This window comes from Paenibacillus sp. FSL L8-0494 (assembly GCF_038003695.1).
GTDB classification, from domain to species: Bacteria; Bacillota; Bacilli; order Paenibacillales; family Paenibacillaceae; genus Paenibacillus_AQ; species Paenibacillus_AQ odorifer.
Window position 1 is genome coordinate 4,602,563 of sequence record NZ_JBBOPQ010000001.1, and the last position, 20,794, is coordinate 4,623,356.

A 20,794-nucleotide genomic window follows, 5' to 3' on the forward strand; every position below is an offset into this window, starting at 1 on the left:
TTTCACTAAATCCGCTTTTTATCTTCAGGGCTCTGATTAATGGTCTTATACCTAAAGTCAAAATAACCCCCTACACATATAATGATTAGCAAGACTCGGTGCTAGAGCGGACGACTGGCTCCACAGAATACAGGAGGAATTATGAAGAAGACAGCTAATAGGCTCACTCCTGAAAGGCCTTCAAGTCACGAAGTCACCATCAGCCAAGTTAATCCATCGCAACACCATAACCTCATCCTTGAGATGAACTCTTATAGAGCAGAGCCGCTGCAACGGGAACTCAAGCAATTAAGAATATTGCTGCTGGTTCCTACAGAGGCCAGCGATAAAATGCCTAATGTACGACTTTTTAAAGATCAACTAAGGCATTTGGTCAAAGAAGTACTTGCTATTAAATTCCAGCATAATCTGGAGGAATATTTAGCCCATTTTCAACCTGATCTAATATTAGCTCTAGGATCGGAGACCCTATTTCCGGAGGAGAACCTCCCTGCTCTGAAAACTTCCAACGTTCCCAAAGCGGTATGGATGGCAGATGCAGCTTGTCTTACTCCAACAGAACGTAATCTGGCATTGTTATTCGATTATATTTTCACACAGAACATAGCTAATCTGATCTATTATCAGGGTTTATGGGGCAAACATTCCAGTTATCTCCCATATGCTGCGGATACGGATCTCTATTATCCAAGACGTGTGGAGGACTGTTATCAGAGTGACGTACTCATTCTCGGCGATTTTCAAATCGATAGTGTGCTTTACACGTTGGCGTATTCAGACCTGCTTCAAGGCCTTAAGGTAATGATCGCCGGGCGTGGTTGGGACCCCCCCAGAAATTTCCTGGATATCACCCATAGTAAAGATATGTCCAGTTATTATAATGGAGCAAAAATCGTCATCAATTGCACTGGTTCTATGCAGCAGATTATGGAGGTCACCGCTTGCGGTGTATTTCAGTTAGTGGAGGATCATCCCCATCTTCATAATTACCGAATTGCAGAAGAAGATCTCATTCGTTTCCAGAACTTCAAAGAGCTCTCCGAAAGCTTTAAGCACTATTTTTCACACAGTGAAGAAAGGAGAATTTCTGCCTCTCGTGCTCTAAAGGAACTTAAATATAACCATTCTTATATCCAGCAAGGAAAGTTACTGCTGAGAAAAATATTCAAGGAACCATAGGGGGTGGCATGACTTGAGATGCATTGCTTTTGTATTGCCTCAGTTTCATCAGATCACAGAGAACGATTCCTGGTGGGGTGAGGGTTTTACAGAATGGACAAATGTCAGGAAGGCTGCAGCCCTTTATCCTGAACATGATCAGCCCAAGAAGCCATTAAATAATAACTACTATGATTTAACGGATCCTAAAGTGAAACAATGGCAGGCAGAGACTGCAAGGGCTCATGGCATTTACGGTTTTTGTTATTATCACTATTGGTTTAATGGCAGGCGACTACTGGAACAACCGGTTCAGCAGATTCTTGCGAGCAAAGAGCCTGACTTCCCCTTTTGCCTTTCTTGGGCTAACGAACCATGGACACGTAGCTGGGATGGCACCGAAGAGGATGTACTGATGCCACAGGAATACGGAGAAGAACGGGATTGGCGAATGCACTTTTTTGCGTTGCTGGAAGCCTTCAAAGATGATCGTTATATCCGGGTAGAAGATAAGCCTGTCTTTATCATTTATAGATCTGCTAGTATCCCGCGCTGTGAAGAAATGCTTCAATATTGGCGCGAATTGGCTCTGCAGAACGGACTTAAAGGACTTCATCTGGTCCGGACACTAGGCGGTTTCCCCCTACAGAAAGAGCAAGGATTCGATGCCAGTCTGGAATTTGAGCCGCATTACACATTCGCACATGGCGGGGTTAAGCATTTATGGAGCTCAAAGCAGGTGGAGGATCAGAGGCATATCGTAATTGATTATGATGAGTTATGGGAATCCATGTTGGAGCGGACACCCCATAGGGACGGAGAAATCATATATCCGGGAGCCTTTGTCAACTGGGATAACACACCACGGAAAGGCCCTGCCGGACAAAGCACCTTAGGTGCTAATCCTCAAAAATTCGGCCAATACCTTTCACGACAAATTGAGCGCGCCAAAAAAATGTTCAAAAGTGAATATATTTATATCAACGCCTGGAATGAATGGGCTGAAGGCGCCTATCTGGAACCGGATGAGCGTTATCAATATCAATACTTGCAAGCCGTTAAGGAAGCCCTACAATTTCATCACAAAGAAGATCCTTCTTAGCCGTAGCGCCAGAAGGATCTTTTTCATTTTATGTTATCTTTCCGATGACTGCACTCTGGCGCTTCTTGCACTCACCAATCTCCAGCCAGTTAATAAAGCAGCCACTAGACATATGGATGCCGAGGTTACAAACACTACATGCATACCCTCGATAAATAACTCTGGCCGGCCGGGAACTAACCCTGTCACTCTATAGCCGGCTTCACTGCTCATCACTTGAAAAAGAATTGTAGTAGCAATTGTAATGCCGACAACCATACCGACATTACGAACTAACGAATTGACACTACCCGCAGAACCAAGCTGTGTTCTTGGTACCTTAGACATAACAAGCGAGTTGTTCGGCGATTGAAACAGGCCACTTCCTATACCCAGCATAGCGATCCACACACCTACCAGCACAACAGAACTTCCTACATGAAGCTGTGCTAATCCGAACTGTGCAATAACCATGACCACCAGCCCCGCAAAAGTCAAAAATTCAGAGCCTATTTTATCCGATAGCGCACCACTCATTGGAGCCACGACTACCATACATATCGGCAACAGCATTAACAAGAAGCCTGCATAGAATGGCGATAAATTAAGCATGTTCTGTGCATAAAACGGCGCGATAATATTGAAGCAGAAATTCGCTGTAAATACGAGAAAACCACATAATATACTTAAAGAAAACAACGGATTCTTAAATAATGACAGCTGCAACAACGGTTCTTTTCTACGAAGCTCCGTCCATATGAAAGCAATGAAGCTGACGACAGCAACAATTATTGATGTAACAATTAAGCTGTTACCATACCCTAGCTGTTGTCCTAGTAATAATCCTGCGAACAAAGTAATAATAAAAACAGCGAACAGTAAACTGCCCGGCACATCAATCGAAGATTTCACTCTCGTTAAATCCTTAGGCAATACCTTCCAGCCAAAAAATATAGCGATCAGACCAATAGGCACGTTAACCCAAAAGATATACTCCCAGCCTAAGGTGGAAACCATAATCCCGCCTAAACTTGGACCAGCTATACTTCCCAGAGACACGAATGTACCAATGAAACCAAGGGCTTTACCACGCTCCGTGGCAGGAAAGATATCCGTAACAATTCCCTGACTGTTCGCCATGGTCATCGAAGCACCCAAGGCTTGAATAACACGTGAAGCGATCAAGGCTGGTAAACTTACACTAAGCCCACACAGCATAGATCCAATAACAAATATAATGGTGCCAATCTTAAAGATTCGAATCTTTCCTACGATATCTCCAAGCTTGCCGAAGAAAAGTATCGCTGCACAGATCGCCATTAAATAACCTGTAGTTACCCATTCGATTTGCGCCATGGGCAACTTCAGTTGTTTGGATAGCTCAGGCAGAGCAATATTGACAATACTACCATCAAGGGTGGACATAAACGTAAATATATTCAGAACAATTAAAATCATCCAGCGCTTCTTCTGAATTTCTTTATCCTCCTGGTAGGTTGCACTTACAGAACTCATAACTAACACCTCATTAAATATTAATAATCACCGTTTAGTTGCGCACGCAACCAAACTCGCCATACCCAGTGTACAACAATTTAGTTGCGTGCGCAACGACTTTATTGTACACTTTATTTCAAGGCAAAAAATGAGCGAACTTATAACCCAAAGAGGTGTCTATATTGGCAAGAGAGCCTATCGGGAAGCTAATTTCCCATCTTCACCGTCAAAATCAAAAGAAACTGGTTAAGCAGTTTGTCCCTTATGGAATCGGTAGTGGTGGACAGCATAGCTTTCTTAAATTGATTCTTTCTCGGCCAGGCATTACTCAGGATCAGTTAACTGCCGAATTGAAGTTCGATAAAGCAACTACAGCACGTTCTGTGAAGCAATTAGAGAATTCGGGGTATATCGAGCGCAAAGACGATCCTAATGATCGACGCTCCCACCTTCTATATCCTACCCCGAAAGCCATCGATTTCTTCCCAGTTTTACAGTCCATCTTAGATGAATTTAATAAAAGCCTTGTGGGCCATTTAACCGATGAAGAAGTAGAGCAACTACATTTCCTGCTGCAAAAAATCAGTACAAACGAAGAATAGAACATAAGAAAAGGATGTCCCAAAGCCACTCGGCTGTTGAGGCATCCCACTTTTACGTTTACTTTTGCTTTACAATTTCAGCAACTTCTTCCGTAATCTCTTCCCCGCCCATACTCTTCCATTTAGCTACAAACACATCAAAATCACTAAGCGGTGAATCACCCACAATAATATTTAAGAACGTCTCATTCTCCAGATTCTGCAGTTCCGGCCACTTGGTCTTCATAAGTCGGGTGTTCCCATAAAAGACCCCACGCACTCCCTCTATAGCAGTTGAGGTTAACACAGCTACTCCATATTTATACGCATTCGCTGCTTTCCAGCCTTCAAGATCTTTTTTGGGCTGCTCTGTTTCCGCTACCCATTGATCATAAATGAGCCGGGTATCAGAATTTAATGTATCCGGGTCTATCTTTCCGTGCAAAGCCTGCTGGATATCAGCATAATGTTTCTCAATCGCATCCCTATAATCTATCAAAAGATCGAACGGATAATAAGCACGCAGCTGAATGCCTGTCTGCGCAGAGAAATCACCCAGCTTTTTTACCTCCTCTTGATTAGGATCTTGTCTTCTTTCGAGTCTTGTAAACACGTTCAATTGCTTGATTACAGCCTCTGGATGTTCAAACCCTTTACGCACAACAAGATATCGATCTGTTACCGGAGCCAAATGAGCGACAAACTTACCGGAATCATCAACTGGAGCTGCATATGCTCTCCATTCTGCCTTCGTATCCAAAGCCACTGCCTCTGACAAAGGATAATAAGGCATCCACCAAGGACCAAAAAACATCCCTGATTTACCTGTAATAATAGGCTCCTGAGTTTCCTTATATAGTGCAAAGTCCGGATCCAGCAACCCGTGTTTATACCAATCAGCAAGTTTAGCAAGCGCTTGTTTGGTTTCTGGTGTAATGGAGCCATACACGATATTTCCGTTTTTATCCTTAATCCAATTCGTGGGGAAAGCATGAAATGCACTAAAAACAGCATCCAGACCATTAACTAATGGTTTAGTTCCATATACGATATTTTTGTAGCCGCTTAGACCGACGGTATCTCTTTTTCCATTCCCGTCAGGGTCTTTTTCAATAAAAGCTTTGGCAATTTTCTCGATGTCTTCAAAAGTTTGTGGAGGTCGCAGCTCCAGCTTCTCCAGCCAATCCTGACGTACCCAGAGCAGCACGGGAGAGTCTGCATCAATAGCTACATTCGGCAATCCATATAATTTACCGTCGCGGGAAGCGTCCTCTAATGCCTCTCCCTTTGTAGAATTGTACATATCCTTGATAAGTTCAGATCCATATATTTTATATGTCTCTGTCAAATCTTCAATCATGTCATTATCAATTAATTTCTTCAATTGATCCCGATCCACAACCATGGCATCAGGCAAATCGTTGCTATCAATGGCAAGCTGCACCTTTTGCGTAAAAGCATCCTCACCCTTCGCTTCCCAGGAGTGAACCACTTTGATATTCGTAATGCTCTCTAAATAACGGGTGATTGGATTGTTATCGTTGCTGTCACCTGTATTAAGTCGCGAGTCGGGAACCTTAAATCCCACCCGGATCACAATCGGATCCTCATATTTACTATAAGCGATAGAAGTATCTTCATCCCCTGCCTGAGGGCTTGCAACTGAATCTACTGTACCGATATTGTCACGACATGATGTCATTCCAATGACCATAAACACTAGGAGGATAGATTTCCAAAATTTCATATTTGGTTTTTCCCCTCCGCACGGAATTCACTTGGTAATTTACCAATACGTTCTCTAAACAATCTGCTGAAATAACGATCATCCTCAAAACCGGACCGCGAAGCAATCTCACAGACGGGAAGTGTAGTCTCCAGCAGCAGTGATTTGGCAAGCTCCAGCCGCATTCCCCGTAAACATTCACCAAATGTCTCTCCGGCAAAACGAGCGAAACACTGGCTGAAATAACCACGGCTCATATTAATGACGGCTGCTACGTCGCTCTGATTGATTTTGTCACCTGCATGGCACTGCATATAACGAACTGCGCGAATAAGACAGGACATAACCTCTTTAGTTAATCCAAGCTCCAGCATTCTTCGTCCCACATGATCAGAAAATCGCCGCAGCCAGTTCTTCCAATGACACCAGTTCAGATTATGGGAAATGTCCTTTTCCAGTTGAGCAGCATCTTCAGGCTTTAAAAGTAAAGAACTCCAACTTTGTATTAGAGAGTGTGCAAACGCCAGAAACTGATCAGAACGGGGTTTCTGCTGAAGTATGTTTGCTACAAATTTCTCCCACTCATTTCCATCAATTGTCCACTTCAAATTCTGTGCTTGCTCCAGCAAATTATCCGCCTCTTGTTTTGAATAGGGAGCCCCTGGTTCCTTCTTTATGTCTTCATATTTCAATGAGGTCAAATCCTCAGGTTCAGGATGATAAAATAGAATACGGCGTAATTTCGCAGTGAGCTGTTCCTCCAGTTCCTGCAACGGTTGATCTCTCAATCCACTGATCAGTGCGGTCTGCCATCGTCCGGATAGCTGGATCTTTAGTTCACGCTTGCTCTCATCTATTGAGAAACGATGCAATAAGGGCGACATCCACATCTCATGAAAAGTAATAAGCGGATTATTTTTCACACTGGACAGCTGAAATAATTCTTCTTCATTGCATTGATGATTTAATGGCAAATATAGCAGAGCCTTATCAGCAGCCATACGTTTACTCTCCCCACGAACCAGAGCATCCCGCGTATTGTCCTCCCATTTAATACGATCGACAAGACGTCTGATAGTTTCATCCGCATTTTCCATCTCAAGCAGTGTTTTTACAATATAGTCAACGGCACCTAAACGCATAGCCTCCTGAACATAGTCAAATTCATGATGACAAGTAAGGACAACACAGCGAATACCTGCGAACCGTTGTCTAACCATTTTAATAAGCTCGAAGCCTGAAATGCCAGGCATGGTCAAATCCACAAATAATAAATCTACTTCCTGCTGTTGAAGCAGCTCCAAAGCAGATTTACCATCACCTGCCTCCCCAACTATAACAATCCCTAAGGATGACCAATCAATCAGGGATATGAAGCCTTTTCGCACGAGTCTCTCGTCATCGACAACTACAGCCTTAATCATCGAAGTCCTCCTTACCTTTCCTCGGAATCACAATGGATACAACCGTACCTTCTCCTGGCTTACTGAACATCTCTAGCTTCATTTGTTCTCCATAATAGGTTCTAAGCATCCGGTTCACATATGAAAAACCAATTCCAAGTCCCCGTTTTTTCGCTCCATCATCAGACAACAGCTGATCTAATGTATCTGCATCCATCCCAGCTCCGTTATCTTTTACACATAACTGAACTTCTCCTTCACCATGTTTCATTATCTCAACATCTACCTTGCCATTATCGCTTAATCCATGATAAATCGAGTTCTCCACCAGAGGCTGAAGCAAAAATCTCGGGACAGCCACAGACAATACATCCTCATCAGCTTCAACGTTAAATTCAAATTCATAATCATAACGAATACGCTGCAGCTCCATATAATTTCGAATCGCTTCAATTTCCTCGCCAATGGTAACAATGATGCTTTGCTTGCCCAGATTATAATGCAGCACCTTTACAAGAAGAGTGACCAGCTTGTCGATCTCCTTCTGGCCGTTTAACCGGGCCATCCACTGTACCGTATTTAAGGTATTATGCAAAAAATGAGGATTGATCTGGCTGAGCAACTTCTCAATCTCAAATTGGCTTTTCTGCTTCTCATTATGGGCAACCGCAACAATCAGCTCATTCACCTGTTTTTTCATCTGCTGAAAGTTGGTAAGCACAAAATCAAATTCTTCCACATTCGTATAGGCTACCGGAGCGGTAACATTTTCCGCCATTCGGTTGATTTCAAGGTTGACCTTACGCAACGGACCATAAATTTTCCTCCAGATGATCCAAGCCAGAAATCCGGCAAAAAGAAGGGTGGAGAAGGCAAGTAAGATCATTTTATAAAACCAAGAATAAATTTCACTGTTGAATTCTGATTTTTTCACAACGGCAATAAGTTTCCAGCCCTGAGGACTCGCGTAACGAAACAGATGATATCCACTTAGCGTTTCATGGGTGAGATTGGAGTTGCTTCCCGCAGCTTTAATAATACTTAGCGGAAGTTTGCCGTCGATCACTTTTGTACTATTACCTTGCTGATTGACCAGCAGATGATTTACTTTCATCCCGTAGGACTCCTGATTGAAGATTTTGCGAAACAAACTATAATTCGTCTCCAAATAAATATAAAGCTTATGCTGGCCCGGCACACGGACAATCCGCTGTTCCGAGAACACGAGATTATCACCAACAGCGTACATAGTGGGATGTGGTCCATAATAATCAGCCCCGTTATATCGCATAAAAGACGGCAATGTACTGATATCAAAATTTCTGCGTGCGCTCATGTTGGTGAACAGAACGGGATCATCGCTGTCCGGCATAATGTAGGCTGTAAGTCCAATATAAGGGTTCGTAAAATTAACTAGATTGATCTTCTGGTTGATGGAATTCATCATTTGCGATTTGCGAAAAATTTGTTTTTCCTGAATAAATGAGGACATCTCCTGCACAATCTGCCCGTCCAGAGCAAACTGCTTGGAGGCAAAATCCATATTGTCGATGGCATTCTCCAGGCTTGAGGCTTCCTGTCTCAGACTAGCGCTGATCCCGTTGCCAATTTTACCTGAAAGGATGGAGTAAATAGAGGTGTAGGTTACGAATCCTACTAAGAGAAGCGGAAGTAGTGTTCCGATTACCAGATAGATAAATAAGGTATTGCGTAAGGATTTGACAGCTGGAGTATGACTCCGCAGGGGTACTCTTACCATCTGGATTATCCTCTTCTTTCTATCTGAAAGCGTTTTATATTAATGTGAGAATACCACATTTATCCTTAATTGAATAGAATAAGGCAGAACAGCCTCCACGCCGCCCCGCCTTATTTTATAGTTACTAGCCGTGTTTATTTAACGCTTTTACGGGCCTCGAACAATTCCTCAGCCTTTTTAATCGAGAAATCCATAACTTCGGAATAACCAAGACCATTTACCTTATCATGCATTTCTTTATTCAACTTATCATATTCCGCTTGATCTTTAGCAAAGACCATTTTCCAGGAAATCTGTTGAATAACCGTACCGATTTGTTTATTCTTTTGTTCCACTGTTTTATCCATGGTTAACGGCTCTTTGCCAGTGAAGCCTTGTGGTGCTACAGCCAATAGATTGTTTTTCTCAAAATACTCCTTAGGAGTCAGAACGCCCATCTTCGCTCTCCAGTCACTATCAAGCTTGGAAGGGTTACGTTCCAGGGTTGTTGTCCACAGATTATGATCGAATGGCTCACTATTCTCTGGATTCACCATCGCCGGAACCACAAACGAGAAGTTCATTTGATTGGAGCCATAGTAGTAGTCACCCCCGCCGTATTCAGCAGGAACTTGAGTATTCTGTTGATCAGTATAAGCTTTCCAACCAAAATCAGTCACTGCAGGTTTGCCGTTTGCATCAATATCCCAAGTCAGACCTTGAGGTCCGTTAGGTACTGCTGTACCACTTCCTGCAGAAATCATTGCACCTTCCGGTGTGTACATCCAGTTAATGAATTCCATAATTCTAGCAGGTTCCTTAGCTTTTGCGCCGATTGCAATAATACCGTTACCACCGTAAACATTGAAGCCTGTGGAATACATCAATTCATCTTTGAACGGAACTAGCGCAAAACCTTTACCTTCGGCTGTTCTTTCTGGTGTATTGTAGTTAGCAGCTCCTAGCCATGGGAACCAAGAGAACAATAGACGACCATCTTTGTATTTCGCTACAACATCGTCGAATTTTTGCGTCATAGAGTCCGGATCAACCAGCCCCATTTGGTTAGCTTCAAAATACAGTTTGAGCGATTTCATGTACCAGCTATCTTCGGATAAAAAGTCATAATACTTTTCTTCATCTGCCTTAACATACACAGCAGTATCAGGAATTTCGTCATAGCCCATCATGTTTGCGAACTGTTTAGCCAATGTCATTTTATAGTTGCCATCCCAATCAGACCACATCGAGAAAGCATAGGTTTTTTTGCCTTGTTCGTTCTTAGGCTCGAGCTCTTGCATTTTTTTCAGCACAGGCAGATAATCTTCAATCTTTGTAATTTCTGGCGCTCCAATTTGTTGGTAAAGATCAAAGCGCAGGTCTGGACCCCAAGTCATATCTTTTCCTTCAGAAGGTCCGGATGGGTTAGAAGCTACGCTGTTCCCCATACCAAAGACTGATGATCCACCGCCAAAAGCTACCTTTGCTTTCTCAATAGCTTTTGGGAAAGTGCTAGAAATGTCTTTTCCGTATTTGTCCAAAAGACCGTCCTGTGTCCAGTCCAAGAGCAGCTTTCCTTTGATGGCATTTGGATAGTGGTTCTTGTCGTCACCGAAAATAATGATATCTCCAAGATCACCGGAAGCCATCATTGCAGAGATTTTGGTATCTCCACCAGTCAGGTTTGAAGCTACAATGTCCATTTCAATGTTGAACTTATCCTTGATGATTTTTGCAAACCATCCGGTCTGTGGACCGGCATAGTTAGCGGTTGTTGAGAATACAGTCAGCTTCAGCGGCTTGGAATGATCAAGCGCTCCGTCATCCGGTGCTGCTGTCTCCTCCGCCGGGGCATTTGTGGCAGCCGACGTAGGTTTCTCTGTGCTCGTGTTTTTGCCCGAATTAGCCGTATTATTCCCCCCGCCACATGCTGCAAGAACGAAGACCAGGATTACGGATAGCATGACAAGCGATGCTCTTCTTAATCTCATTGCTTTATACCCTCCCTTTCATCTCTTCACTTATAGTTCAACTCTGCTTATAGCAGAGGAAAACCCAGTTCTGGTCCAGAGCGGCCACCCATCAGCCTTTAACCGCACCAATCATAATTCCTTTGACGAAAAAGCGTTGGAAGAACGGATATACGATCAAAATCGGCAATACGACGATCATCGTTACAGTCATCCGCACAGAGGTTGGAGTCTGCATATTCGCTGCACTAGCGGCCATATCTGGCGAATTACGAATTAAGGCCGCGAGCGAGCTGGATTCGTTCAAATAACGCCATAATAAGAACTGGAGCGTAAAGTATTTCGTATCTGTCATTAGAAACGCCGTATCAATAAAGGCATTCCACTGATTCACCGCTGAGAAAATCGTAATCGTAGCCAAGATAGGTGTTGTAAGAGGAACAATGATACTCCAGAACACCCGGAAGTACCCTGCTCCATCCATTGACGCCGACTCCTCAAGTGAGGGCGGAATAGCCTCGACGAAGGTTTTGACCAAAATGATATTAAAAGGAGTAATAATGGTTGGCAAAATATAAGCCAGGTAATTATTAGTCAGATGCAAGTTATGCATGGTGATATACCATGGGATCAGCCCTGCGCTGAAATACATCGTAACTACAACACTGCGGTACCAAATACTCCGGCCCCACATTTCCTTTTTGGTGAACAAGTACCCAAGGAATGCCGAAGACCCAACGGTGAGCAAAGTACCAACAACTGTTCTATAAATAGAGACTGTCGCCGCATGACCTAAACCACTGATTTTGAGTACCTTGACATAGTTATCAAAATGGATCTGCCTTGGATAAAATTTGATATACCCCGCTGCGCTAAGATCATTCGAACTGATCGTATTAATGAACAAATAGTAGAATGGATAAATGCATGACAGGGTGAACAATCCAAAGAGTGTGTAGATAATAATTTGAAAGATTAATTCTCCAGAAGTTAGTTTTTTCTTTCTCAAATGGGATCACCCCTGCCTTAAATGATAGATTCGTCACGCACCATCTTGGATAATGTATTTGCCGCGAACAGTAGAATTACACTGACAACCGACTTCAGCATACTGACAGCAGTGGCAAACGGAAAGTTGTTAGCGAACGCAATATTGTATACATAAAGATCCAGCACTTCTATGGAATCTTTATTCATCGCATTTTGAAAGGCAAAGTACTGCTCCATCCCATTATTGACTAGGTTACCTATGGAGAGCAGCAGTAGGACAAAGAAGGTTGGGACAAGACCCGGAATGGTAATATGCCAGATTTTACGGAACCGGCTTGCACCATCCACCTCAACGGCCTCGTACAACTCCTGATCAATGCCTGCGATTGCAGCAAGATAGAGAATGGCACCCCAGCCTAACGATTTCCACCAATACCAAATGATCATCGTGACCCAAATATTCGAGCTGGAGGCTAAAAAGTTATAACCTTCATCAACGATTCCAAGCTGCACTAAAATGTGCGTGATGACCCCGTTATCAACGGAGAACAACGAGAAAGCCAATGCATATACCAGAATCCAGCTGATAAAGTTCGGAATCGTGGTTAGCGTCTGCACCATCTTGCGATACCAGCCTGACTTAATCTCGGTCAGAAAAATCGCAAAGATCACTGGAAATATCGAGGTAATTAGTCCAAGTGAACTCATGGCAAGAGTGTTCTTCAGCACGCGCACAACCTCTGCGGTCTGTGTTGGATTGGATACAATCGTCTTGAACCATTTCAACCCGACATATGGCGTGTCAGACAACGGTATTCCGGGAATGAAATCATAAAATGCATAAATCCATCCGCTGATCGGCAGATAATAGAAAATAAAGGTGACAATAAGAAACGGAAAAGCCATGAAGAACAATTTATGTTTGTTCTTCATCTTCCAGCGGGATCGATGAACCGGATCGACGCTGGGAAGTAATTCACCAGAAGGTACCCCCATGTCGGAATCTCCTATACCCAGATTTTGATTACGTTTTCATAGTATCAGAACCTTTATGTATGGCGAGATAGAACACAGAACGGCCTCACTGGAGAACCGTCTGATGCTTGTGAACCAAATTCGCATATATTTCGACCATTTTCTACCTAATCACTGTGGGTCTAGTGATGGAGAGCCTACATGCCTTTTGGCTTATAAAAAGCGGCAGGATGACGGGAATTCCCCTCATCCTGCCGCTGAAAGAAATGGTTTCTAAGGGACGCTTGGGAGCTATGGGCAACTAGACCCTCCTCGTTCACTACATCAACTATGGTGCGTTTTGTCCTCTTCATCTGCTACATCAACTATGGTGCGCTTTGTCCTCTTCGTCCGATACATCAACTACGGTGCGCTTTGTCCTCTTCGTCCGCTCCATCAACTATGGTGCGCTTTGTCCTCTTCGTCCGCTACATCAACTATGGTGCGCTTTGTCCTCTTCATCCGTTATGGTCTTTCACACTTCATAGATCTCGCATCGGACCCAGATGCACTTATTTCCGAGATTCAGTGTTTTTCCTCGTGCTATCGGACTCAGGTGCAGCTATTCACACAAATATAGTCCAAATATGAGCAAATTCATGCCCATAAGAGCAATACAGTCCGAAACTACGGCAAAGTAGCTCAAAAATCAGCAATAGCGACTATACGGTCCGCAACACTCCACCCATCATTTTTAGCACACTTCTATCTAGAATCCATCACATTTTCTTGTACTATCGGACTCATTCTAGAATCCATCACATTCCCTCATGCTATCGGACCCAGATGCACTTATTTCCGGAATTCAGTGCTTTTCCTCGTGTTATCGGACTCAGGTGCAGCTATTCACACAAATATAGTCCAAATATGAGCAAATTCATGCCCATAAGAACAATACAGTCCGAAACTACCGCAAAGTAGCTTAAAAATCAGTAATAGCGACTATACGGTCCGCAACACTCCACGCATCATTTTTTGGCACACTTCTATCTAGAATCCATCACATTTTCTTGTACTATCGGACTCATTCTAGAATCCACCGCATTCCCTCATGCTAACGGACCCAAATGCACTTATTTCCGGGATACAGCGTTTTTCCTCGTGCTATCGGACTCAGGTGCAGCTATTCACACAAATATAGTCCAAATATGAGCAAATTCATGCCGATAAGAGCTATACAGTCCGAAACTACGGCAAAACAGCTCAATAATCAGCAATAGCGACTATACGGTCCGCAACACTCCATGCATCATTCTTAGACACACTTCTCTCGGAAATTCATCGCTTTCCCTCTTGCTGTCGGACTCATTCTTGAATCCATGACATTTGCTCATACAGTCTGACTCATTCTTGGATCCACCGCATTCCCTCCTGCTATCGGACTCATTCTTGGATTCATCGCATTCCCTCATGCCGTCGGATCCAGATGCACTTATTTCCAGGATTCATCGCATTTACTCATCCTTCAACGCAGCTCCCTTACTTCGAGGGTTCATGCTCATTTGTACTCCCAACCACACATAAAAAACCAGCCTCTCAAATGAGAAGCTGCTCCATCACTTTACAACCATAGTTTGTTTACACCAATCACTGCATTCCGTATAATACGCACTAATTTCCGCTCATTATTCGAATGCCCAACGTCTTCCGCCACAGCCTAATGCCCGGGCGTCTGAACTTCCCCCTCCGCGGAGGCATCCATTTTCTGACGCCCCATAAAAAAGGAAGCCAGCAAAGCTAATGCAGCTGGAATAACCGCCCAAGCGAAGGTGTTCGCAATGGAAGAGGAAAGTCCCTCTGTAATTTTGCTCAAAATTTCCGGTGGAATGAGTGCTCTAGTCTCAGGCGACAGCAGGGAATGCGGATCTTTAAAATCCATAACCCCAGCAGCCCCCGCAGAAGCAGCTCCTCCTCCATTTGCTGTGAGCAACTTAGTTAGACTGCCCGAGAAATAATGGCTTTGAATAATGCCAAATGTGGTAATTCCAATGGTCATGCCAAGCGAACGAATGAAATTCAGTGTTGCGCTGGCGGAGCCGCGTTGCTGCGCAGTCAGACCATGAATAGCTGCTGTGCTTAACACAGAGAAGGAAGCGCCGATGCCCAATCCGATTAAAATCATGTACAAGGTAACCAAGAGACGTGAAGCTTCCGGAGTAAGCGTTGCTACCAGTCCTGTGCCGATCACCAAAAGTATAAATGTAGGAATCAGCAGATTGCGGTAACTGGTTTTTGCCATCAGGAATCCTCCCGTTGTGGCGGTAATTACTGAGCCGACCATCATCGGCAGCAGGACAAGTCCTGAATTGGTAGCCGAACCCCCTAATACACCTTGGATAAAGATCGGGATATATACGGAAGCCACGATAAATGCAGCACCGCTAAATAGCGCGCACAGAATGCTGACGGCGTACAGTCTTTTTTTGAATAAAGCAAAGGAAATGATCGGCTCTTTCGCTCTCGTCTCTACAAAAAGGAACACTGCCGCCAATATAGCAAAAGCTGCAAATAAGCCGAGGATCATCGATGAGCCCCAAGCGTACTCTTTTCCACCCAGCTCCAACGCAAACATTAAGCAGATGACAGAGCCCAGCAGTGTGCCCGCACCCAGCCAATCAATAGGTTGTTTAGAATGCTCGTGTGATTCTTTATAAAAGAATACGACCATCACAAAAGCCAACAGTCCAAGCGGCAAGTTAATATAAAATATCCACTGCCAAGCAATATGATCGGTGATATACGCGCCTAGCAATGGACCAAAAATACTTGATAATCCAAACACCGCACCAAATGCACCGCCCAGCTTGCCCCGTGTCTCCAGTGGTACGGCGTCGAACATTATGGCAAAAGCAATCGGCACTAGCGCGCCGCCTCCAATTCCCTGAACCGCCCGATAAGCAGCCAACTGAGTAATTGTATCTGCCGTCCCGCAAAGCGCCGAACCTGCCATAAATACAATAATCCCAAAAATAAAAAACTTTTTACGCCCATACATATCAGACAGCTTGCCAAAGATAGGCATCCCCGCCATCTCAGCTACAAGATAAGCTGATGTTACCCAGACAAATTTGTCCATACCGCCTAGTTCCCCAACAATATTGCCCATTGCTGTAGCAACGATGGTGCTGTCCATGGAGGCCATCAGTATTCCTAACAGCAGACCTGCGATAACAATGCCCAGATTGGGCGCTTTGGCAGCACTCATTTATTCCACTCCCCATTGTCAAAAGATCTATAACTATGTGTTACAACTTCACTTGATGCCTCACTATTGCATTCTTGTGAATCTCCAAAACACTACGGTATTCCACAGTATCAATCTCACAGTCCACACCGATGATTACCCGATCTCCTCTGACAATATTTGCTTTTGTATTATTCAGCTCTATCGTATCGCCTTCAATGAGCCCAGCCTCAAAAAGCACTTTAGGATTCTGCTTCATCAAATGCAGGAATTTTCCGGTCTTGCTTTTTTTGATCGTTAAAGCACTGCCTCCAACCTCTTTCGCTCTACTTATTCCATATAAATTGATCTCCAGTTGCTCCGCACTTAGCAGTCCTGCCACATTGAGAGCGCCCGAAATACGCAGATGTTCACCTTCACAATCACCATTGACCTCCAAATTACCATTAAGATGAATATCGTCGATTTTTACGGAGGTTGCTTTAATTTCACCCTGACCCCGCAAGGAATCCCCTTCAAGATTACCCAAAAGTGTCATCTCACCGGTTATTTTCATTTTGGTCATTAGCAGGTTTCCATCTACTCTGGCATTTCCAGTCAGGCTCAGCTTCTCACAATCTACATCACCTGCAAAATGACCTTCCCCAGTAACTTTAATGTCCCGAAAGAAGCCTCCCGCTGAGGTCGTTGTGCCTATTATTTTCAAATTACTCCGAGTTGTTTCTTCACTCACCGATCTTCTCCACCTTTCCAACCTTTGCTTCTGGATGTACTGTGATCTGATCACGATACTCTATCCGTTCGATAGTACAGCCTGGCCCTACAATCACAATATTGCCCCTGATAACATCCGCTATTGTATACTCTAAATCAATAAAATCTCCTTCAATAGTCCGAGCCCGCAGCTCCGATCTTAATTTAGGGATGATTCCACTTAACATTTTGCTCCAGACTCCACTATTCGTTTGCCGGATCACTAGACTCTCCACACCAATTTCATGCGCCTTTCCCTGCCCTTGCAGTTTGAAGTCTACATGTCCTGCACTAAGTAAACCTCCGACACTAAAGCTTCCTTCCCCCGCAAAATCCTCAAGCTCACAATCACCCTTGATATTCAGCATTCCATGAAGAGTGCAACTTTCTCCCCGAAAGCTCTCACCGACAGTAATCATTCCATCCACCTTTAGGGAGTTAAAACGCAAATGTCCCAGCACTTTCATCGTCCCATTGCATTCCGCTTCTTCCGCCGAGAGATCATTCTTCAAATTCATATGCCCATTTCCTTTAAAAATTCGCGTCACGATGGGTCCCGTTACTTTGCCTACACCATCGATTTGCACACTGTTATAAGTACCTCCTGCCCCCCCGCTGACTCCGTTTATAATCAGATCCGGCAGCTGTCGTTTATCCATTACAGTAACCCCCTATTCAACAAGCTTAAAAGCAAGCTTACCTTTCAATTGTTCTATTACATCTGCACTGAGTATTTTACTGACCAGCTTTACCCCTTCATCGAACCATAACTCCGCTGGTGCCTGAGCCAGAATAAAGGATGACACCCCCATTTTGCGGATAAAAAACAACTCCCAGCTGTCACTCTCAAGATTGGAGGCTTTATTCATTAAGGTTCGAAACAGGAGCTCTGCTTCCTCCATATTCATCTCCCCTGCACTAAGCAGGCGGTCTACAGCCAATAAATAAGTGAGCTGATCGAAGCTATATCCATTCTTGACACCAAGCCTCTCTCCAAATTTCCCCAGTGTCACTGACGAAACAATGTTACGTTCTATAATTTCCGCAGCAGATACACTTACTCTGTCAAAAGAAGCCTTATCTGATAGCTTATCAGCCATTTCATCCAAAGAAAGTCCATCTTTCATATTCACAATATTATCGATACGGGACAAGATCATGTCTTTTGGAAAAAAAGTCTCCTGTCCAGTAAACGTAGATTTACGGATAAACCATTCCTCTGGAATCAACTGCTTCCGCTTCCAGCGGTACAATTGCCCATAGGATATACCGGTTAATTCCAATAGCTGCTTCTTCGAGATCAAATCCTCTTCCATGCTTATCACTCCTGAAGCCATCGTAACATAACACTGTTACGTTGTAAAACCAATAAAATAAACTCACCTCATACCTACCTACGCTAGTAACCATCGAGTCCTAACGTCTCCCCCAAAGATTTTAAAGCATACCTTAAGAGCAGACCTCCGTCTTGAGAAGGATTTAACGGTTATTCACTATTTTCCCCACAAAAAAAGACTGCCCCCGCCGCTTATAAATGGCAGCATGGAACAGCCTTCTCTTAGAATGATTTTTACGAACTGCTAATCTTACTGAACAAAAGTATAATGTGCTGAATCATATTGCGGGCCGGTTTTCTCATAAGTGAACCAGTACTCAATACTGCTGCCAGCGCTTAATCCACTCACCGTCTGCTTCCATGTTCCTGAGTTATTAGTCATCCGGTAATTAAGCTGGGAACCACCGCTAATCTTGTAATGTACATCTACATAAAGAGCACTGGTTACAGGTGTAATATAGATACTCGCCTCTGTAGCAGAAAGTCTCGTTACCCCTGCTGTAAAGTCAGCCGTCACATGATCACCGCCTCCGCTGCCTCCAGTGGAATTAGTAGTAACTGTTGCGGTATTACTAGCGGAGGATAAATTACCTGCTGCATCCGTAGCTTTTACTGTAAACGTATAGGCTGTGCTTGGAGTAAGTCCACTAACAGTAGCTGTAGTTCCCCCCACAGTGGACACCTGCTGTGTTCCGCGATAAACAATATAACCTGTAACGCCAACATTATCGGTAGAAGCGGACCAGGTTAAGCTAACTCCTGTATCCGTCTTACTGGTTACCGTTAGATTAGCGGGAGCGGTTGGCGCGGTTGTATCCCCAGTATTACCACCACCCGTCAAATATTGACCTGTGAATGGATTAAACCGGTGCAGGGACATTATTAACCAGCCTGTGCTGGAAACACAGTTTTGCTGCGCCATCACCCAATAACTGTTGCTGGACCCTTTCAGCGAGTAGGGAATACCCCCGAGCGAAGCACCGCTTGTGCCTTGTTTTTTAATAATCTCTGTATTAATGGCGTCTGCCTTTGAGGCATTGCCTTGCAGATAATAAGCGAGTGACATGAATGCGCTTCCTTCAAACCATACGTCAGCACCCGTATTGCCAATTTGATTTCCGTTATCGTCATACGCCGGCAATACTTCGTCTGTCCAGTCAAAATCGTATCCGGTTAGCGTATTCCCAGCATCATTGTAAGTAAGCGTCTGCTTGTAACGCGGATTTGCTAGTGTTCCCGGGGTGCCGGAGGCATTTTCCACATAGGTTAAGCTTGCGCCGTAGTTATGGGCCCCGGATACGCCTAAAGCTAACACTCCCCAAGGGTTCACGTCTAAAGGTATTTTGGGGTCGATCAGATTTGTATCGTTTTTCCAGCCCCCCTTGAAACGTTTGACAGTGTCATCCCACACATAATTATCCAGGAAGGTTTTGACTCCAGAAGCCGCACTGTTATAAGTGGCTGCCTTTGAGGAATCCACCGAAGCATAATACTGCAATACCCGGTAAATATCGATATTGTGCTCGGTTGAGCTCCAAGGCTCATCGGAATTACTCCAACCACTCCATCCTCCTGCAATACTGCCATTAGCCTTTTTATACTGTAAACTCCAATCGAGTGCTTTAAGTGCCATCGGACGATACCGTGTATCATTATATTGCTTCTCATAAGCCATAGCAGCCATTGCCATCCATACAACGGGTCCCACATGTTTACGGATTTCTTCTCCGAAGCCGTTGTTATACCAATAAGAATTCAGCCAGAAGCCGGAAGGATCTTGAATGTCCCGCATTTTGTTCAAAACTTGCTCTGCCCGCGTCCGTTCACCCTTTACAATAAAGGCGATAGCTGCAACCGCTTGATCATACGTGTATACAATCTGTTTGGGGTTGTTCGGTCCCCAGAAATCTTCAAAGCTATCTACCAGTCCCTCAAAAGCATACCCCGCTGTTGCATCCTGCTGGGCTTTCAACCAGATTAAAGCACGATTTGAAGCGTCACTTGCAGCATCTGCATTCGCTTTTCCACCAAAGGGTAGAGCTACCCCAAGCACCAGCAAACTTGTCATTAAAATCGAAAACAGCTTCCTCATCTTCATAACTTTCCTCCTCTTAATCATGATGAACTAGGCAATGAGAGTTCTTTGAAGCATAAAAACTAAAGCGTTTTCAAACAGCAACAACAGGGACTTTTGAATATTTCACCATGGTAATTGTCCTCATTTTCAGGCTTAGAAACCCGTTCGTCAACGATTTTATGTAAATTTTTAACTAAATGAGGCGAAACAACCAAAATTGCCATTTCAGAAACCATACGAAAGACCAGCATCTTTTTTATGAATTCATATTTATGAAGGCAAAACA

The 20,794-nt window shown here is 43.9% G+C and carries 15 protein-coding genes; 3 read left to right on the forward strand and 12 right to left on the reverse strand.

The genetic code is table 11. The features are described 5' to 3' along the window. Positions 1-141: 141 nt before the first annotated feature. Together NYE35_RS20935 and NYE35_RS20940 are read left to right on the forward strand one after the other, a co-directional pair. A complete protein-coding gene (locus tag NYE35_RS20935; protein WP_052097164.1) occupies positions 142-1,179 on the forward strand; it encodes a glycosyltransferase family protein in 1,038 nt (345 codons plus the stop codon). 13 nt (positions 1,180-1,192) lie between these two features. After that, entirely contained in the window at positions 1,193-2,260 is a 1,068-nt protein-coding gene (locus tag NYE35_RS20940) for a glycosyltransferase WbsX family protein (RefSeq protein ID WP_036685768.1), read from the forward strand. A gap of 33 nt (positions 2,261-2,293) precedes the next feature. On the opposite strand, the gene NYE35_RS20945 is transcribed toward NYE35_RS20940, so the two are convergent. Then, the gene (locus tag NYE35_RS20945) at positions 2,294-3,754 is read right to left on the reverse strand and encodes an MFS transporter (RefSeq protein WP_036685766.1); all 1,461 of its coding nucleotides are present in this window, start codon (positions 3,752-3,754) and stop codon (positions 2,294-2,296) included. A gap of 164 nt (positions 3,755-3,918) precedes the next feature. Between NYE35_RS20945 and NYE35_RS20950 the strand changes: the two genes are divergently transcribed. Next, a complete protein-coding gene (locus NYE35_RS20950) occupies positions 3,919-4,338 on the forward strand; it encodes a MarR family winged helix-turn-helix transcriptional regulator (protein WP_036685765.1) in 420 nt (139 codons plus the stop codon). A gap of 58 nt (positions 4,339-4,396) precedes the next feature. On the opposite strand, the gene NYE35_RS20955 is transcribed toward NYE35_RS20950, so the two are convergent. The 11 genes from NYE35_RS20955 to NYE35_RS21005 all read right to left on the reverse strand — a co-directional run bounded on the left by NYE35_RS20955 (position 4,397) and on the right by NYE35_RS21005 (position 20,529). Continuing rightward, positions 4,397-6,064: an extracellular solute-binding protein gene (locus NYE35_RS20955; RefSeq protein WP_341122009.1), complete on the reverse strand. Its 1,668-nt coding sequence runs from the start codon at positions 6,062-6,064 to the stop codon at positions 4,397-4,399. After that, complete coding sequence (locus NYE35_RS20960; RefSeq protein ID WP_036685762.1) at positions 6,061-7,467, reverse strand: response regulator transcription factor; 1,407 nt, start codon at positions 7,465-7,467, stop codon at positions 6,061-6,063. Before NYE35_RS20960 ends, NYE35_RS20955 begins: the two co-directional genes overlap by 4 nt. Then, positions 7,460-9,205 carry a sensor histidine kinase gene (locus NYE35_RS20965; protein WP_036685760.1) on the reverse strand — a complete coding sequence of 582 codons (1,746 nt, stop codon included), beginning with the start codon at positions 9,203-9,205 and terminating at the stop codon, positions 7,460-7,462. The genes NYE35_RS20960 and NYE35_RS20965 overlap by 8 nt, the downstream gene beginning before the upstream one ends. 134 nt (positions 9,206-9,339) lie before the next feature. After that, positions 9,340-11,175 carry an ABC transporter substrate-binding protein gene (locus NYE35_RS20970; RefSeq protein WP_036685758.1) on the reverse strand — a complete coding sequence of 612 codons (1,836 nt, stop codon included), beginning with the start codon at positions 11,173-11,175 and terminating at the stop codon, positions 9,340-9,342. Between the two features lie 91 nt (positions 11,176-11,266). After that, positions 11,267-12,163, reverse strand: a complete 897-nt coding sequence (locus NYE35_RS20975; RefSeq protein WP_341122010.1) for a carbohydrate ABC transporter permease — start codon at positions 12,161-12,163, stop codon at positions 11,267-11,269. Between the two features lie 17 nt (positions 12,164-12,180). Further along, the gene (locus tag NYE35_RS20980; RefSeq protein WP_036685755.1) at positions 12,181-13,140 is read right to left on the reverse strand and encodes an ABC transporter permease; all 960 of its coding nucleotides are present in this window, start codon (positions 13,138-13,140) and stop codon (positions 12,181-12,183) included. Between the two features lie 1,675 nt (positions 13,141-14,815). Beyond that, entirely contained in the window at positions 14,816-16,363 is a 1,548-nt protein-coding gene (locus tag NYE35_RS20985) for an MFS transporter (protein WP_341043072.1), read from the reverse strand. 40 nt (positions 16,364-16,403) lie between these two features. Beyond that, the gene (locus NYE35_RS20990) at positions 16,404-17,075 is read right to left on the reverse strand and encodes a hypothetical protein (protein ID WP_038572381.1); all 672 of its coding nucleotides are present in this window, start codon (positions 17,073-17,075) and stop codon (positions 16,404-16,406) included. Then, positions 17,068-17,754 (reverse strand): hypothetical protein, encoded by a 687-nt coding sequence (locus NYE35_RS20995; protein ID WP_036685749.1) that lies wholly within the window; start codon positions 17,752-17,754, stop codon positions 17,068-17,070. Before NYE35_RS20995 ends, NYE35_RS20990 begins: the two co-directional genes overlap by 8 nt. Positions 17,755-17,766: 12 nt before the next feature. Next, entirely contained in the window at positions 17,767-18,411 is a 645-nt protein-coding gene (locus tag NYE35_RS21000; RefSeq protein ID WP_076100120.1) for a YhbD family protein, read from the reverse strand. 270 nt (positions 18,412-18,681) lie between these two features. Further along, positions 18,682-20,529: a fibronectin type III domain-containing protein gene (locus NYE35_RS21005; protein WP_341122011.1), complete on the reverse strand. Its 1,848-nt coding sequence runs from the start codon at positions 20,527-20,529 to the stop codon at positions 18,682-18,684. Positions 20,530-20,794: the final 265 nt, after the last annotated feature.

Excerpts from the sequence above, each read along its gene's own strand:
- NYE35_RS20935 (WP_052097164.1), top strand. The coding sequence starts at position 142 with ATGAAGAAGACAGCTAATAGGCTCACTCCTGAAAGGCCTTCAAGTCAC.
- NYE35_RS20945 (WP_036685766.1), bottom strand. The coding sequence starts at position 3,754 with ATGAGTTCTGTAAGTGCAACCTACCAGGAGGATAAAGAAATTCAGAAG.
- NYE35_RS20955 (WP_341122009.1), bottom strand. The coding sequence starts at position 6,064 with ATGAAATTTTGGAAATCTATCCTCCTAGTGTTTATGGTCATTGGAATG.
- NYE35_RS20960 (WP_036685762.1), bottom strand. The coding sequence starts at position 7,467 with ATGATTAAGGCTGTAGTTGTCGATGACGAGAGACTCGTGCGAAAAGGC.
- NYE35_RS20965 (WP_036685760.1), bottom strand. The coding sequence starts at position 9,205 with ATGGTAAGAGTACCCCTGCGGAGTCATACTCCAGCTGTCAAATCCTTA.
- NYE35_RS20970 (WP_036685758.1), bottom strand. The coding sequence starts at position 11,175 with ATGAGATTAAGAAGAGCATCGCTTGTCATGCTATCCGTAATCCTGGTC.
- NYE35_RS20980 (WP_036685755.1), bottom strand. The coding sequence starts at position 13,140 with ATGGGGGTACCTTCTGGTGAATTACTTCCCAGCGTCGATCCGGTTCAT.
- NYE35_RS20985 (WP_341043072.1), bottom strand. The coding sequence starts at position 16,363 with ATGAGTGCTGCCAAAGCGCCCAATCTGGGCATTGTTATCGCAGGTCTG.
- NYE35_RS20995 (WP_036685749.1), bottom strand. The coding sequence starts at position 17,754 with ATGGATAAACGACAGCTGCCGGATCTGATTATAAACGGAGTCAGCGGG.
- NYE35_RS21000 (WP_076100120.1), bottom strand. The coding sequence starts at position 18,411 with ATGGAAGAGGATTTGATCTCGAAGAAGCAGCTATTGGAATTAACCGGT.
- NYE35_RS21005 (WP_341122011.1), bottom strand. The coding sequence starts at position 20,529 with ATGAAGATGAGGAAGCTGTTTTCGATTTTAATGACAAGTTTGCTGGTG.